This window comes from Pseudomonas sp. p99-361 (assembly GCF_003935475.1).
GTDB classification, from domain to species: Bacteria; Pseudomonadota; Gammaproteobacteria; order Pseudomonadales; family Pseudomonadaceae; genus Aquipseudomonas; species Aquipseudomonas juntendi.
The window spans coordinates 83021-96584 of sequence record NZ_RHQO01000015.1 but is presented as its reverse complement, the minus strand read 5'-3'; the positions used below and the strand labels follow the sequence as shown (position 1 = coordinate 96584).

The window sequence follows — 13564 nt, the reverse complement described above, 5'->3', positions numbered from 1 at the left end:
GCCTGGCGTACACGCTCCACGGTGCGATAGCGCTCGCTGCGGTTCTGTTGCTTTTGCACATCGCTGCCACCTTCCAGGGCGAAGGCGTGCAGCCAGTCCACCTGGGGTCGCCAGGTCAGCGAGGTGATGGCACCGTACTGGTCTTCGTAGGTGTCGCGCTCCTGCTGTGAGCTAGTGCGCCAGTACTGGGTCCAGCGACGGTCATCGTAGGTGTTGAGGTAGGTCTTGGCCGACCAGGACAGTGTCTCGGCCAGGTCGGTGTCGAAGTGCACGCTGACCTGGTTCATTCGCCGCGTACCTTTGTCCGTGGCGTTGTAGTCGTTGCTCATACGCGGATGGTGGCGGGCGTCATCCTCGGTCAGGTAGCCGGCCTCCTGGGCTTCGGACTCGTAGTGGCGGGCGATGAGGCCTAGGCGATAGCTGCCATCGTCTGGGGTATAGAACCACTTGCCGCCGAAGCTGTAGCGTTCGGTGTCGGCGTGGTCACGATAGCCGTCGACCTGCTGGCGGCCGAAGAAATAGTTCTGCGTCCAGTTGCTGGTCTCGATGCCCTTGGCCAGTTGCACTTCGCGGGTGTTGAAGCTGCCGTAGCGCACGCGCGCCTTGTTGTAGTTGCCACCGGTGCGGGTGTTGATGTTGACGTTGCCGGCGATGTTGTTCAGGCCGTAGCGTGGGTCGCTGGTGCCACGCACCACTTCGATGCTGTCGATGTCCATGGGGAACACCGAGTCGATGAAGGGCATGTTGCCGTCGTTGGTGTTGCTGGGGATGCCATCGATCAGCAACTTCACCGCGTTCACTTCGCCTTCGCCATTGAAACCGCGAAACGACAGTTTGCCCGAGGTGGTGCCCTGGTTGAACTCGGTCAGCATCACACCTGGCGCGCGGCTGAACAGTTCCCAACTGTAGGTCACGGGCATTTTTTCAAGGATATCACCCCCCAGGATGTCCACCGAGCTGAGCACGCTGCTGGTGGCCAGCGGGCCGCTTTCGGTGCCGGTTACGGTGACCGCACCGAGGGTGAGGGTGGAGTTTTCAGCGGGCAGTGTTTCGGCAACGGCCAATGACAGGGGGCTGAACAAAGCGAGCACGGGCAGGACAGCGCGTGCGGTGCAACGGAACGCAGGCATGGAAGATTTCCTGGCTAGACAGTCGGGCAGGGCTACGCACCGCAGGTCACGGGGCAGCCGTTGGCAATCAGCGACGGGTCAGGCCAGGGGAGAGGCGCGGGGGTTCAGCTTTGGCCACTGCTCGCGTGGCAGTGGCAACCTGTGGCTGTCACCGAGCAGGAGTGCATCGGGCCAGAAGCGGGGGAACAGGTGACGATAATAGTCGCTGGCCAATAAGGCATGCCCGGCATGGCCACAGCAGCAGTCGCCAGCCTGGTGTTTCATTTCCGGCTGATCATCGAGTTGCGGCAGCTCGGCCTTGAGCTGGGCCAGCAGTGACTTGGGCAGGCTCTGCGCGCCGTGCAAGCTGCAGAAGCTGCCGAAAATCAGCGATTGGCTGTCGATACGGGGTGTTTGCAAGGCACGGTCGAGCGGCATCGCCAGCAGGTTGAACAGCACGGCGAAGCAGGCGAGCAGACAAAGATGTGCACGTGCACGTGAAAGCATGAGTCACCCGAACGAATATGGCGCGCATTAAGCCGCATCCGTTGCGGGCTAGACAAGTTCCGTGGTGCGCCTTTTTGTCGCAGGCGCACCACGGTGAGGGCTCAATGGCTGCGCATGCCGGCGGCCATCATGAACAGTTGAATCAGCCAAGCGAACAGACCCAGCGCTGCCACGCTGCCTGCCCAGATCAGCACCAGCCAGGCAAGGCGGCGCCACATCGGTTGCTTCACACTGGGTGTCATCACGTTGGGCTCCTAGTGATAGCCGTCTTCATGGGTCACCTTGCCGCGGAACACGTAATAGCTCCAGAACGTGTAGCCGAGGATGATAGGCAGGATGAACAGTGTGCCCACCAGCATGAAGCCTTGGCTCTGCGGCGGCGCTGCGGCCTCCCAGATGCTGATCGACGGCGGAATGATGTTTGGCCACAGGCTGATGCCCAGCCCGCTATAGCCCAGGAAGATCAGTGCCAGGGTCAGCAAGAACGGCGTGTAGTGCGCGTTGCGTGCCACGGCACGTAGCAGCCCGTAGAACGTCACCAGCACCAGGATCGGCACCGGCATGAACCAGAACAGGTTAGGCATGCTGAACCATCGGGCGGCGATTTGCGGGTAGGCCAGCGGTGTCCACAGGCTGACCACGGCGACCACCACCAGCAGCACCAGCGCCAGGGGCCTGGCAACATCGTGCATGCGCTGCTGCAACGGCCCTTCGGTCTTCATCACCAGCCAGGTGCAACCGAGCAGGGTGTAGGCGACTACCAGACCCAGCCCGCAGAACAGGCTGAACGGCGTGAGCCAGTCGAGTGCACCTCCAGCGTATTTGCGCTCGACCACTTTGATGCCTTCGATAAAGGCGCCCAGGGCAACACCTTGGGAAAAGGTCGCGACCAGCGAGCCCCAGATGAAGGCCTTGTCCCAGAGGTGGCGCTTGGCGGGTTTGGCCTTGAAGCGGAATTCAAACGCCACGCCCCGGAAGATCAGGCCGATCAGCATCAGGATCAGCGGCAGGTAAAGCGCCTCCAGCACCACCGCGTAGGCTAGCGGGAAGGCGCCGAACAGCGCTGCACCGCCGAGGATCAGCCAGGTTTCGTTGCCGTCCCATACCGGGGCGACGGTGTTCATCATCACATCACGGTCACGCGCGTCCTTGACGAAAGGGAAGAGCATGCCGATCCCCAGGTCGAAGCCATCCATCACCACATACATCATCACACCGAAGATGATGATCACCGCCCAGATCAGTGGAAGGTCGATGCCCATGTCAGTTCACCTCTGCCTGGTAATCGTCGGCGGCGGACAGCGGCCGCGCCGGGGTATGTTGCTGGCCTGGGCCGCCTGGGGTGTGGTGGTCGCCCTCGCCAGGTTTTGGTCCTTTGCGCACGAGGCGCATCATGTAGCCGAGGCCGGTGCCGAACAGGGCGAAATAGACCACCACGAACGCGACCAAGGTGATGCTGAGCTGGGTGGCGTCATGGTTCGACACACCATCGGCAGTGCGTTGCAAGCCGTACATCACCCACGGCTGGCGGCCGATTTCGGTAGTGAACCAGCCGGCGAGAATGGCGATCAGTCCCGACGGCCCCATCCACAATGTCAGGTACAGGAACGGGCGCGAGGTGTAGAGCGTGCCGCGCTTGCGCAGCCACAGGCTCCACAGGCCGACGAAGATCATCAGCAACCCGAGGCCGACCATGACGCGGAACGACCAGAACACAATGGTCGAGTTGGGACGGTCCTCTGGCGGGAACTCCTTCATCGCCGGTACCTGTTTGTCCAGGCTGTGGGTCAGGATCAGGCTGCCAAGAGCAGGGATTTCGATCTTGAAACGCGTGGTTTCGGCCTTCATGTCGGGGATGCCGAACAGGATCAACGGTGTTGGCTCACCCGGTTTGTTCTCCCAATGGCCCTCGATCGCGGCGATTTTCACCGGCTGGTGCTTGAGGGTGTTAAGGCCATGGAAGTCGCCAATGATCGCCTGCACCGGCGCCACGATCAGGGCCATCCACATGGCCATCGACAGCATCTTGCGGATGGCCGGGTTGTCACGCCCGCGCAGCAGGTGCCAGGCCGCCGAAGCGCCGACGAAGAAGGCCGTGGCAACGAATGCGGCAGTGGCCATGTGCATCAGCCGATAGGGAAATGAAGGGTTGAAGATGACGGCCAGCCAGTCCACCGGAATCACCCGGCCATCGACAATTTCATAGCCTTGGGGCGTCTGCATCCAGCTGTTGGAGGCGAGAATCCAGAAGGTTGAGACCAGCGTGCCGAGCGCGACCATCACCGTGGAGAAGAAGTGCAAGCCACGGCCGACACGGTTCCAGCCAAACAGCATGACGCCAAGGAAGCCTGCTTCCAGGAAGAACGCGGTGAGGACTTCATAGGTCAGCAATGGGCCGGTAACCGCGCCGGCGAAGTCGGAGAACCGGCTCCAGTTGGTGCCGAACTGGTAAGCCATGACCAGGCCGGACACCACGCCCATTCCGAAATTGACGGCGAAGATTTTCGACCAGAAGTGGTAGAGGTCACGGTAGACCTGCTGGTTCGAACGCAGCCACAGCCCTTCGAGTACTGCCAGGTAACTGGCAAGGCCGATGGTGATAGCGGGGAACAGGATGTGGAAGGAAACAGTGAAGGCGAACTGGATTCGAGCCAGGTCTAGCGCATCGAGCACGTTCATGATGATGGAAAGCCTCACGGGGCAGCGCGCAAGAGCGCCAGTTTCAGGATGCAGGGGCCGGGTCCTGATCGGTTCTGCGCGAGGGTGTAAGAAAGGTTCTGGGGCCATCGCGATGGCGGCGCCACTGTAATGACAGGGCCGCATGAGACCAACTGCGACAATCTGTCCCGGCAACTGGCCTGTAGATCTTTTACGGTGGTATTGGCTTGTGGTGTGGCGCTCTGTCGCACTGAGTGCAAGTCGAATGTCGAGCTTCAAGCTTGCAGTATTCGATGCTAGAGTCGCTGCCCATGAATCGTCCGCCTTCAAACCGACCCCTCATTGTCTGGGCACTGTATTTCTGTGTCCTGTTCAATGTGCTTGGCTGTGGCCTTGCCCACGGGCAGGCATTGGGGCTGGCGCTGAATGGGTTCGGCGGCGCATTCTGCAGCCTCGGTGGCGACATCGCCTCACTGAAGGCCAAGCAGGACGGCGCTCTGACGGGCGACTTGAGTATCCCATTCAGTTGCCCGATGGGCTCGGCAGCTTTTCTCACCTTGGTATTCCTGATCGGTGTCGCTTGGCTGCTGGCCAGTGCTAATCACCGTCCGATCATGCGCGAGGTCCGCAGCCAAGCGCCTCCGCGCTATTGCTGGCCTTCGGCCAACCCCCGCGCTTCCCCTCTCTGACGCTGCCTGCGCCCTGGCGCTAGGGCGGGCCTCTGCCCGCTTTCCGGTTGGCGGGTCCGTGACGTATGCCTGCGGTATATCCCTGACGGACCTTGCGGCTCACATCACCGTCGTTGGAGAGAAACCATCATGCCCGATTGGATCTCCACGCCCTCGCAATCTGCCGAGGCGTGAACATGAACCGCTGCGGCCTGCGCCCGCGTACCTGGGATAACCTCTGGGTCGCGGCACTGCTGGCTATGTTGCTCAAGATGCTGGCATTGCCTATGGCCAGCACCTTGGGCGACTTGAGCCTGGCCCAACTGCTGGCGGGCAGCTACTGCTCGTCGGGTGGTGTGCAGCCAGCTCTTGCAGACAAGGACGGGAACCTCAGCCCGAAGGCATCCGATCCTGGACACTGCTGCTGCGCGCAGGGAGGCCCGGCGCCGCTGCCTGCCGCCTTGGTTTTGGCCACGGTACCTGTCCAGGCGTTGCAGACCGCGCTGGTGCTGGTCTCCCTGGCATGCTCGCCTCGGCACTGCTGGCCGTCGATAAACCCACGTGCCTCCCCGATGCTGATCGCCTGACCTGACAAGGAACCCATGCCGTGCCTCTGAACGGGGACACCGGCATGTCGAAGGCTATCTGTATCCAGGAGAACACGATGACTCGTGTGATGATCTCTTCCGCTCTGCTGGAGCCCGCTGTTCGCGCTTCGCGTAATGGCGATTTTCTTTTGCCGTTTCCCGACTATCCCTGTAATGCCCGCAGCTTCGTCACCCTTGATGCGCGCCTGTTGCCTTATTGGCACACCTTGTTCGATGTCTGCCCAAGCCTGCTCAAGCTCGATCCACCAGAAGGCTTGGAGCTGTTCCGGCGCTTCATGACCTGGGCCTATCGGCACCATCCGACGCTGGACTGGACGTATTACATCAGTGTCTGCCGTTGGTTGCTGAGCTCACCGTACAAGTCCCGGGTGACTGAGGAGCATATCGAAGCGCTTATGGTGGCCGCCGCAGCGCTTTGGGTAACCACCGACGTGTCGCAGGCTCGTGGCCTGGTCCTGGCGTGGCAGCCTTTGGGCGAACGAATAGTGGAGTGGAAGTCTGGCGCACGGCCGCTGATGTCGACGTGGGACGAGGTTGAGGACCTGCCACCACCACCTTGGGAGTTCTCCTGGAGTCCGCTTAGCGCAAAAGGAGGGAGCCGGTTTCGGCGCTGGCTACCAGTGCCCGGCTAAGCCTTGATTACGCTCGGGGCAGCCTTGAGCAGCCCCGCTCTCCCTGTGAACTCAAATTCAACCGAGATAGCGACTATGGATGTACTCCAAGCCATGCGTGTGTTCAGTTGCGTTGTCCAGGCAGGAAGCCTGACCAGTGCGGCTGAGCGCCTGGATACCAGCATTGCCAGCGTTTCCCGAATACTCTCCAGCCTTGAGGCGCACCTGACAACCCGGCTGCTGAATCGCACCACACGCCGAATTGCCTTGACGGAGGCAGGCATGCGATATCACAAACGTTGCCTGCTGATCCTCGAATTGGTGGAAACTGCAGAGACCGAAGTGCTGCAGCAGCGGCTGGAGATGCCCATGTTGGGTCAGGCTCGCCAGCCCCTGGTGAATTTTGGCCATAAAGTGCACTGTTAGTGCGGCATGTCCTCTTCGCCGCTGGCCAGAGGACGTACCTTGGCATCGACCTTGACCGAGGTCTGCTTGCCACCACCGTCAACCACCGTCAGGGTCAGCGGTACTGTCGCGCCGGCTTCGATCGGCGCTTTCGGGTTGATCAGCATGATGTGGTAGCCATGAGTATCGAGCGACACTGACTTGCCTGCTGGGAGGTCGATACTTGTAACGCGAGCCATGCTCATCACATCGCCCTTCATATGCATCTCATGTATTTCTACGGTACCTGCCACTGGCGAACTCGCTGCCGTAAGTTTTGCGTCCTCGCTTGCAGTAAGACGCATGAAGGCACCAGTGGCAGCTTGACCCGGTACCGACGCCCTGACCCAGGCGTCTTCAACCGTGACGTTGACATCGGCCAGCGCGGCAGTGCCAAAACCAGCCAGCAGTATGCCGATTATCAGACGTTTGCCCTTGCCGAGACCGAAACTCGGGATCGATTTCATCGAGTACTCCTTAGCGGTTATCTATGACGGAATTCCGTCATTAATGTTGCCAAGGAGAAAAGTATAGTTGCTGTTAATCCTGTGTGATGTCGGTCATTTCAAAGACCTGTCATGCGACATTCTGCCGCATGCAATGCTGTGCCAACGCACCGATACGCAAATCATTGGGGTTTTATCCAGGGTGCGGCGGCGCGTCGCAGTTGGGGGCGTCGCCGTCAACGCCTAGCATCTCCAAGTGCCTGATATGCCGTTTTCCCATCCACGGTGCAGTACAGGCACACGACAGCGGCCCGTCCATTGGCGGGCCGCTTTTTCTTACGCTGGGGAGTCCAGCCATGGACTACGAACTGCTGAAATTTGTCTGGTGGCTATTGATCGGTGGCCTGCTGATTGGCTTTGCTTTGCTTGAAGGTCTGGACTTGGGGGCGCGTGTCCTTACGCCATTCATGGCAGCGCAGAGTGCTGTTCTTTCGCAACAGACTCGACCGTTCAGCTGGCCTCAGCACATTACTTTGTTCTGGCTGCTAGCCCTGTGTTCCGCGATTGTGGTGATTTGGCCATCGCTGGGCTTACTACCTTGCGTAGGTGGTGGCCTGATGGGTGTGCTCTTGTTGTTGCGCCAATCCAACGGGTCATCTTTGCGACCGTTCGGGGCTTGGAGTGCGCTGGTAATCGGTTTGATACCCGCCGCGCTGATCGGTGTCATGCTGGGCAACCTTTTCCTTGGGTTGCCATTCAGTCGCTGCGCCCTGGCAGCCAGTGAGTTTCACGGTACGTTGTCTGGTCTGTTCAGGCCTTTCGCATTGCTCATCGGAGTAATCAGCCTAAGCATGTTCTGCCAGCTAGGCGCCACCTGGGTGATGCTGCGCGGTAGTAACGTCTTGCGCCAAGCGTCTCGCCAGGTTGCATGGCGTGCGGGTGTCGTGTTCTTGGTAGGCTTCACTGCAGCTGCGCTGTGGCTCGCGGCGGATATACGCGGCTACAGGCTTGCAGCATCAGTCCACTCCCATACGCTGTGCAGCCCTGGCCTGAGCGTTGTACTGCCGGGCAATGCAGGCTGGCAGGGCAACTTCAGCGCCTGGCCCTTGGCTTGCCTGGCACCCTTGCTCGCCCTCAGCGGCACGGTCCTGAGCCTCTACAGTGTTGTGCGGGGGCGAGCAGGTATGGCCGTGCTCGGTAGTGGGTTGGCCATCGTCATGATGTTGTGCAGCATCGGCCTGGCTTTGTTCCCCTTCATCATTCCTTCCAGTGTGCAGCTCTCGGCCAGCTTGACCGTTTGGAATGCCGCAAGCGGCGAAAAGACGATGGGGCTGATGTTGATCCTGGCCAGCGTACTGATGCCGATGCTACTGGCCTATACGGTAGGCGCCGGCCTCAGGGGCCGGAACCGTCCGTTAAAGTCATCGCCCAAAGGTAAAATCTCACAGCGAATTCAGGAACGTCAGCAACGCCTCGCGTCGCCCGCGATCCATCGCGATCACCGCATCGCGTGACTTACGTGCTTCGCCGTCATGCCACAGGATCGCCTCCAGCACATCACGGGCCCGGCCATCGTGCAGCAATTGTGTATGGCCACTGACTGTGGCGGTCAGCCCTAACCCCCATAGCGGCGGCGTTCGCCACTGCCGGCCATTGGCAAGGAACTCACCACGGTGATCGGCCAGCCCTTCACCCATGTCATGCAGCAATAGGTCGGTGTAAGGGAAGATCCTTTGCCCGGAAAGCTCCGGAAGCGCGTGTTCCCCGGTCACGTAGGATGGACGATGGCAGGCCGCGCACCCGGCGGCGTAGAATATGCCTTTGCCTTTGAGCACTTGGGGTGACTCGGCATCTCGCCGCGCAGGTACACCCAGAGTACGGGTGTAGAACAGCACCTGTTCGCGAATCTTGTCACTGACTTCCGGGGTTCCTCCTTGGGCCGCCTCGCGGCATGCGGATTGACGCTCGGTACAGTCGTCGGTGGGCAGCAGGCTGCTGGTCAGACCCATGTCTCCAGCAAAGGCGTGGGCATTTTGCTGGTCCAGCGTAGGCTGGCCGGCTTTCCAGCCAAAGCGACCAATGCGTGTTTGCTGGTGCAAGTCGTCCCAGACTTTGTTGAGTTGACCACGCACCGGGCCGCTGGCGTCAGCCTGAAGCGCAGCGTTCTGCTCCAAGTCGCTGTCGCTAATAGCCTCCAGCAATCCAAGCCCGATCATTGGCGGTGCTACGCGTAATGACATTTGCGTCTGAGGATGCATCGGCCCATAACCCAGTTGGACGATGGTGAAAGAAGGCTTGCGCAGTGTGACCGTTTGACCGTCGGCAAGCGTGATGGCGTAGGGTTCATAGTGCAATTGGACTCGACCTTCCGGCGCGTGTCCGGCTATGGCTTCATCTTGTAGTTGCCCCCCGTAGGTGGGCTCGGGGACAACGCCAAGGCGCTCAATCAATGCGGCTTGCTCGGCGCTCGGTGGGATCGACAGGCGTACCAGCGAGGACAGCGCAGGCGTGCTGCTGGCCGTTCCAGGCGGGAAACCACGGCCATCCTTTGTATGGCAACTCTGGCAGGCATCGGTGTTGAATAAAGGCCCCAGGCCTACTCGGCCGCCTTTTCGTTGATCATCGCGAGCCGTATGCCAGCTACCGCGAAAGAAGGCGTTGCCGACGAAGAAGTCCATCCGCCTGGTGGGCGAGAGGTTCGCGGCAGGCATCGAGAAGGCATCCTTATCTGCACGTTGTACCGTGGTGCCGCCACCGGGCAAGTTTTCGCCAGGCTCGGGCCTGGCATGCGGATCGCCGCAGCCAGCCAGCAGGCTGGCCAGTGCTGCCGCGAAAAGGGGAAAGTTGCGCATGGGGTAGCTCGGAAATCTTTGCAGGTGTAAGAGTCGGGACCAGCAGACGGAGCCCGCCGGCCCAAGGAGATGTGGATCAGTGGTTGCCGTGAGCGGCGTCCTTGTCGACCTTGACCACGCCCTGGAACAGCGCGAACTGCTTGACCCGCTCGGCTGGCTGGGCACTTTCGGCCTGGCGCACTGCCTGGTTCAGCTGGGCCGAGTCCTGTTCATTAAGACCGGCGCTGCGCAGGGTCGCCGGGTCGAGCAGTGAATCGCCGGCACACAACACCACGCGCCAACCGTGAGGCCCTTTACGCAACAAAGCGCGACCGCCGCGCTGGTCCTGTAACCAACCGGCTACCGCATGGTCGCCCTGCACGGTGACCGGGCCAACGTCCAGCGGCGCATCTGGGCGTTCGAAACTGTGTCGCATCAGTTGCTGGATACTCTGCTGCTCGCTGGCGGTATCGGCCACGGCCAGTAGCGGGCTGCAGGCCAGCAGCAGAGCAAGGATCGGTGCTTTCATGTGCTTGTTCCTTGTAAGGCTGCCGACGGTTGTCGGCAGCTTCCGGTGGCGGGCTCAGAAGCCCATCTTCACACCCAGTTGCGCCGAAGTGCCGGGCATCGGGTAGTTGGTGCGGTAGGCGTAGTCACGGTCAAACAGGTTCTCCACTGCCACGAACACTTCGCCGACCTTGCCCAGCGCCGGCATGGCATAGCCCACGCGCATGTTGACCACGGTGAAGCTATCGACTTTGGAGAAGTTGCTGGCGCCGGCGGTGCGTTCCTCGGCCAGCACGTACATGTCTTTCTGGTACTGCGCATCAGCCGACAGGCGCCAAGGCCCGGTCTCGTAGGTGGTGCCCAGCGACAGCGATTTCTGCGGCGCGTAGGGCAGGGTCTTGAGCGATGGATCGAGCCAGGTGAAACCGACGAAGCTGCTCCAGTTACTGGTCCAGCGCTGTTGCCAGGTGGCTTCGGCGCCCTTGATGTTGTAGTCACCCAGGTTGATATACGACGGACGTGACACCGATGGCGGGAAGGCGAACAGGTAGCGGTCTTGCAACTTGTCCTTGAACACCGCCAGGTCAATGGTGGCACTGTCGATCGGGTTGAAACGCACACCCAGTTCCTGGTGGTCGACTTTCTCGGGTTTGAGATCCTTCCAGGTTTCACCCAGCGCCGGGATCAGGCTTGACATCACCGAGGCTTCCAGGCCGGGGTAGTTGATGCCGCGCGAGGCGTTGGCACGGAACTCGACATCGCTCGAAGACAACAGCAGGCCCGCGTGCGGGGCTGTGGCGTTGTCGAACACGTTGTGCTGATAAGTGCGCACACCGGCCGATGGAGTCAGGGTCCAGGTGTCGTTGAGGGCAAAGGCATGGCTGACTGCAACGTGCGGTGACGTCACGCGCAGAGTAGGCGCGTCGAACTTCGCTTGCGGCGCCGGGGCGATGCGCTTGAAGAGGACCTCGCCCTTGCTCTCGTCGATGTCCAGGCCCAGGGCCACTTCGCCGCCTTGCCACGGGCGCAATTGCTCTTCCCAGCGAATGCCCTGCAGGGTGAAATCACTGATCGTGTCGCCATCCAGGCCGTTTGGTCAAGGGCTGAGCCACGACCTTCGTTGTGGTAGACCTTGAGGCTACCATCGCCCCATTCGTGATTGTGGGCCAAGGACAGTGAAGCGAGCGTGCCGCGGGTATTGAACTCACCATTCTTGGTTTCTGGCAGGCCCTTCTGCCCGGGGTCGGATACCTGGTTGTTGGCGTGCAGCAGCAACAACCCGGTGCTCCAGTTCTCATTCAGCCGATAACCCAAGCGCGCCATGCCATTGTTCAGCCGGCCGTCACCGTCACTGCGGTCACCGTCGGAGTGGGCTGCACCCTGGGCCAGCAGGTAATCGAAATCACCTTCCCGGCCAATCAGGCTGGCTTGTTCGGTGGCCGTGCGGAAGCTGCCACCGGTGAGTTGCAGCTCCCCATGGTGGTTGTCGCCCTGTTCGGCGACCTTGGGTGTTAGGTCGATGGCCGCGAAGGTGTTGCCGAACTTCTGCGGCTGAGGGCCTTTGTAAACGCTGATGCTCTGCATTGCGTTGATCGGCAGCAGATCCAGCAGTGGGTGGCCCCAGACACCCATGTAGAACGGCACGCCGTCGATGTAGGTCTTGATCTCGCTGCCCGGGCGGCTGGCGCCCATGCCACGGATGTACACCGCGCCGCCTTCGGCACCGCCGAACGAGCCGACCGGGTTGAAGCGCGATACGACCACGCCAGGTGTACGACGCAGGGCCGAGGATAGGTCCAGGGCGTTGAGGTCGCGGATTTGCTCCTGGCCGACCACAGTGGTCAGGCTGCCGAAGCTGTCGACGTTGTTCTGATCGATGACCGAGGTTCCGACCACCGAGGTTTCGGCCAACTCCACCGTGTTGGTCTGGGCCAGTGTAGCTCCACTGGAAAAGGCGAGTGCAGCAGCGCAGCAGATAGTCTTGTTCTTCATGCTCTGGGTATTCCTGAATGCAAAAGTTGCAACGCGAGCCATGCTCCACGCGCGAGGCGACATCCCCAGGTGCATAAGAGCCAAGGGCGTGGTGCGGCTATTGGGTTGATTCAGGACAGGCCGGGCGAGGCACGAGGGTTGGCTGCCGGCCAGCGCAGGCGAGGCCAAATGGCGGGAGCGATGGGAAGTGAGGGCTTGCTGGCTCGCCCGGCGAACACCATATCCACCAAATGCAGGGTGATGGCCAAGCCTGTATGGCTGCACAGTGGGCAATCAATGGTGGATATGCCACCCAAGGTAGCGCCGAGCCATTTATCGAAACTGACCGCCCCAACTGCAGTCGCGGAGTGGCCACAAAAAGCCCCGCCTACGCCGTTGAGCAACAAACCGTTGGCTTGGCCATGCCCCAGACCGCAATGCAGCAGCGCGAACAGCACACTGGCATAGAGAATCCACGCGAAGGCGTTACGACGTCCTGCTTGTCGGGGCATGTCCTTTGCTCGATGGTCACTTCAGTTAAAGTGGGGCGATGCGCGAGTTTAGCAATGCTTCCCGTTTACGCTGGGTGCGACAGCCTGCCGCATACTCCGCTACTTCGATACCCGATTAACCCCAGCTTGGGTGAAGTGGTTGCAGATGATTTGGGATGAGTCTAGAGAGCCCGTTGCGGATTGCCACGGGAAGACGTCGCACACATTCGCGAGCATCGATGTACCCGGATCAGGGGCGAGCATTGCCCATATAAGCTGCGGCGTGCTCAAGCTGATGGCCTTCAATCCAGGCTCGGCCAGCTCGCCGGCATGAACGTGTCACCAAGGCGCGCACCCTTTGGCACGGCCTCGGTGTCTGGGTCACTTGGACATATATTCGATCACAGCCGTGTAGTCCTCAGCCGTGCAGTCCATGCACAGGCCGCGCGGCGGCATGGCGTTGAAGCCTTCGGTCACATGCTTTACCAGCACTTCGTTGCCTTGGGCCAGTCGCGGCTTCCAGGCTTCATGGTCGCCTTTTTTGGGTGCCATGGGTAACTGGCCGTTATGGCACATCTGGCAGGCACGGTTGAACACGGCCTCCGGATCTTGCGCCGCTTGGGCAAAGTTGGCGGTTGTTAGGCACGCAAGAATCATCAGAGCTTTTTTCATGACAAACCTCTTAGTTTTTATTTGAGGCCAGAGTCTATGAG

16 protein-coding genes and 1 pseudogene are annotated in these 13564 nt (G+C 60.8%); 5 read left to right on the top strand and 12 right to left on the bottom strand.

What is annotated here, in order from left to right; all coding sequences use genetic code 11:
* The 5 genes from EGJ22_RS09700 to EGJ22_RS09680 all read right to left on the bottom strand — a co-directional run.
* Window positions 1–1130, bottom strand: a 1130-nt coding sequence (locus EGJ22_RS09700; protein ID WP_158619525.1) for a TonB-dependent receptor, incomplete at its 3' end; no start/stop codon positions are given.
* 78 nt (window positions 1131–1208) lie between these two features.
* The gene (locus EGJ22_RS09695) at window positions 1209–1616 is read right to left on the bottom strand and encodes a DUF2946 family protein (protein WP_029886478.1); all 408 of its coding nucleotides are present in this window, start codon (window positions 1614–1616) and stop codon (window positions 1209–1211) included.
* A gap of 101 nt (window positions 1617–1717) precedes the next feature.
* Window positions 1718–1858, bottom strand: a complete 141-nt coding sequence (locus EGJ22_RS09690) for a DUF2474 domain-containing protein (RefSeq protein WP_080709226.1) — start codon at window positions 1856–1858, stop codon at window positions 1718–1720.
* Window positions 1859–1870: 12 nt separating this feature from the next.
* Window positions 1871–2878, bottom strand: coding sequence for a cytochrome d ubiquinol oxidase subunit II (gene cydB / locus EGJ22_RS09685; protein WP_029886477.1), 1008 nt, complete (start codon window positions 2876–2878; stop codon window positions 1871–1873).
* 1 nt (window position 2879) lies between these two features.
* Window positions 2880–4295 (bottom strand): cytochrome ubiquinol oxidase subunit I, encoded by a 1416-nt coding sequence (locus EGJ22_RS09680; RefSeq protein ID WP_029886476.1) that lies wholly within the window; start codon window positions 4293–4295, stop codon window positions 2880–2882.
* Window positions 4296–4585: 290 nt separating this feature from the next.
* Between EGJ22_RS09680 and EGJ22_RS09675 the strand changes: the two genes are divergently transcribed.
* The 4 genes and pseudogenes from EGJ22_RS09675 to EGJ22_RS09660 all read left to right on the top strand — a co-directional run.
* Window positions 4586–4963 carry a DUF2946 family protein gene (locus EGJ22_RS09675; protein ID WP_029886475.1) on the top strand — a complete coding sequence of 126 codons (378 nt, stop codon included), beginning with the start codon at window positions 4586–4588 and terminating at the stop codon, window positions 4961–4963.
* Window positions 4964–5139: 176 nt separating this feature from the next.
* Window positions 5140–5529, top strand: coding sequence for a DUF2946 family protein (locus EGJ22_RS09670; protein ID WP_029886474.1), 390 nt, complete (start codon window positions 5140–5142; stop codon window positions 5527–5529).
* A gap of 77 nt (window positions 5530–5606) precedes the next feature.
* Entirely contained in the window at window positions 5607–6182 is a 576-nt protein-coding gene (locus tag EGJ22_RS09665) for a putative natural product biosynthesis protein (RefSeq protein ID WP_029886473.1), read from the top strand.
* A 75-nt stretch (window positions 6183–6257) separates the two neighbouring features.
* Window positions 6258–6503: pseudogene (locus EGJ22_RS09660) on the top strand (LysR family transcriptional regulator); the annotation flags it as partial.
* An 80-nt stretch (window positions 6504–6583) separates the two neighbouring features.
* Here the strand turns inward: EGJ22_RS09660 and EGJ22_RS09655 are convergent.
* Window positions 6584–7072: a copper chaperone PCu(A)C gene (locus EGJ22_RS09655; RefSeq protein WP_050492209.1), complete on the bottom strand. Its 489-nt coding sequence runs from the start codon at window positions 7070–7072 to the stop codon at window positions 6584–6586.
* 335 nt (window positions 7073–7407) lie between these two features.
* Here EGJ22_RS09655 and cydB (EGJ22_RS09650) point away from each other — a divergent pair, with 335 nt between their 5' ends.
* Entirely contained in the window at window positions 7408–8565 is a 1158-nt protein-coding gene (gene cydB / locus EGJ22_RS09650; RefSeq protein ID WP_064314237.1) for a cytochrome d ubiquinol oxidase subunit II, read from the top strand.
* Here cydB (EGJ22_RS09650) and EGJ22_RS09645 read toward each other — a convergent pair.
* The 6 genes from EGJ22_RS09645 to EGJ22_RS09625 all read right to left on the bottom strand — a co-directional run bounded on the left by EGJ22_RS09645 (window position 8494) and on the right by EGJ22_RS09625 (window position 13523).
* Window positions 8494–9903: a di-heme oxidoredictase family protein gene (locus EGJ22_RS09645; RefSeq protein WP_125920185.1), complete on the bottom strand. Its 1410-nt coding sequence runs from the start codon at window positions 9901–9903 to the stop codon at window positions 8494–8496. The genes cydB (EGJ22_RS09650) and EGJ22_RS09645 overlap by 72 nt on opposite strands.
* 76 nt (window positions 9904–9979) lie before the next feature.
* Window positions 9980–10411, bottom strand: a complete 432-nt coding sequence (locus tag EGJ22_RS09640; protein ID WP_029886468.1) for a copper uptake system-associated protein — start codon at window positions 10409–10411, stop codon at window positions 9980–9982.
* 54 nt (window positions 10412–10465) lie between these two features.
* Complete coding sequence (locus EGJ22_RS26470) at window positions 10466–11296, bottom strand: TonB-dependent receptor domain-containing protein (protein ID WP_223809684.1); 831 nt, start codon at window positions 11294–11296, stop codon at window positions 10466–10468.
* Window positions 11293–12381, bottom strand: coding sequence for a TonB-dependent receptor (locus EGJ22_RS26465; RefSeq protein ID WP_223809618.1), 1089 nt, complete (start codon window positions 12379–12381; stop codon window positions 11293–11295). Before EGJ22_RS26465 ends, EGJ22_RS26470 begins: the two co-directional genes overlap by 4 nt.
* 110 nt (window positions 12382–12491) lie before the next feature.
* Window positions 12492–12872 carry a DUF2946 family protein gene (locus tag EGJ22_RS09630; RefSeq protein WP_064314236.1) on the bottom strand — a complete coding sequence of 127 codons (381 nt, stop codon included), beginning with the start codon at window positions 12870–12872 and terminating at the stop codon, window positions 12492–12494.
* Window positions 12873–13232: 360 nt separating this feature from the next.
* Entirely contained in the window at window positions 13233–13523 is a 291-nt protein-coding gene (locus tag EGJ22_RS09625; protein WP_029886467.1) for a cytochrome c5 family protein, read from the bottom strand.
* Window positions 13524–13564 lie beyond the last annotated feature (41 nt).

Excerpts from the sequence above, each read along its gene's own strand:
- EGJ22_RS09695 (WP_029886478.1), bottom strand. The coding sequence starts at position 1,616 with ATGCTTTCACGTGCACGTGCACATCTTTGTCTGCTCGCCTGCTTCGCC.
- EGJ22_RS09690 (WP_080709226.1), bottom strand. The coding sequence starts at position 1,858 with ATGACACCCAGTGTGAAGCAACCGATGTGGCGCCGCCTTGCCTGGCTG.
- cydB (WP_029886477.1), bottom strand. The coding sequence starts at position 2,878 with ATGGGCATCGACCTTCCACTGATCTGGGCGGTGATCATCATCTTCGGT.
- EGJ22_RS09680 (WP_029886476.1), bottom strand. The coding sequence starts at position 4,295 with ATGAACGTGCTCGATGCGCTAGACCTGGCTCGAATCCAGTTCGCCTTC.
- EGJ22_RS09675 (WP_029886475.1), top strand. The coding sequence starts at position 4,586 with ATGAATCGTCCGCCTTCAAACCGACCCCTCATTGTCTGGGCACTGTAT.
- EGJ22_RS09670 (WP_029886474.1), top strand. The coding sequence starts at position 5,140 with ATGAACCGCTGCGGCCTGCGCCCGCGTACCTGGGATAACCTCTGGGTC.
- EGJ22_RS09665 (WP_029886473.1), top strand. The coding sequence starts at position 5,607 with ATGACTCGTGTGATGATCTCTTCCGCTCTGCTGGAGCCCGCTGTTCGC.
- EGJ22_RS09655 (WP_050492209.1), bottom strand. The coding sequence starts at position 7,072 with ATGAAATCGATCCCGAGTTTCGGTCTCGGCAAGGGCAAACGTCTGATA.
- cydB (WP_064314237.1), top strand. The coding sequence starts at position 7,408 with ATGGACTACGAACTGCTGAAATTTGTCTGGTGGCTATTGATCGGTGGC.
- EGJ22_RS09645 (WP_125920185.1), bottom strand. The coding sequence starts at position 9,903 with ATGCGCAACTTTCCCCTTTTCGCGGCAGCACTGGCCAGCCTGCTGGCT.
- EGJ22_RS09640 (WP_029886468.1), bottom strand. The coding sequence starts at position 10,411 with ATGAAAGCACCGATCCTTGCTCTGCTGCTGGCCTGCAGCCCGCTACTG.
- EGJ22_RS26465 (WP_223809618.1), bottom strand. The coding sequence starts at position 12,381 with ATGAAGAACAAGACTATCTGCTGCGCTGCTGCACTCGCCTTTTCCAGT.
- EGJ22_RS09630 (WP_064314236.1), bottom strand. The coding sequence starts at position 12,872 with ATGCCCCGACAAGCAGGACGTCGTAACGCCTTCGCGTGGATTCTCTAT.
- EGJ22_RS09625 (WP_029886467.1), bottom strand. The coding sequence starts at position 13,523 with ATGAAAAAAGCTCTGATGATTCTTGCGTGCCTAACAACCGCCAACTTT.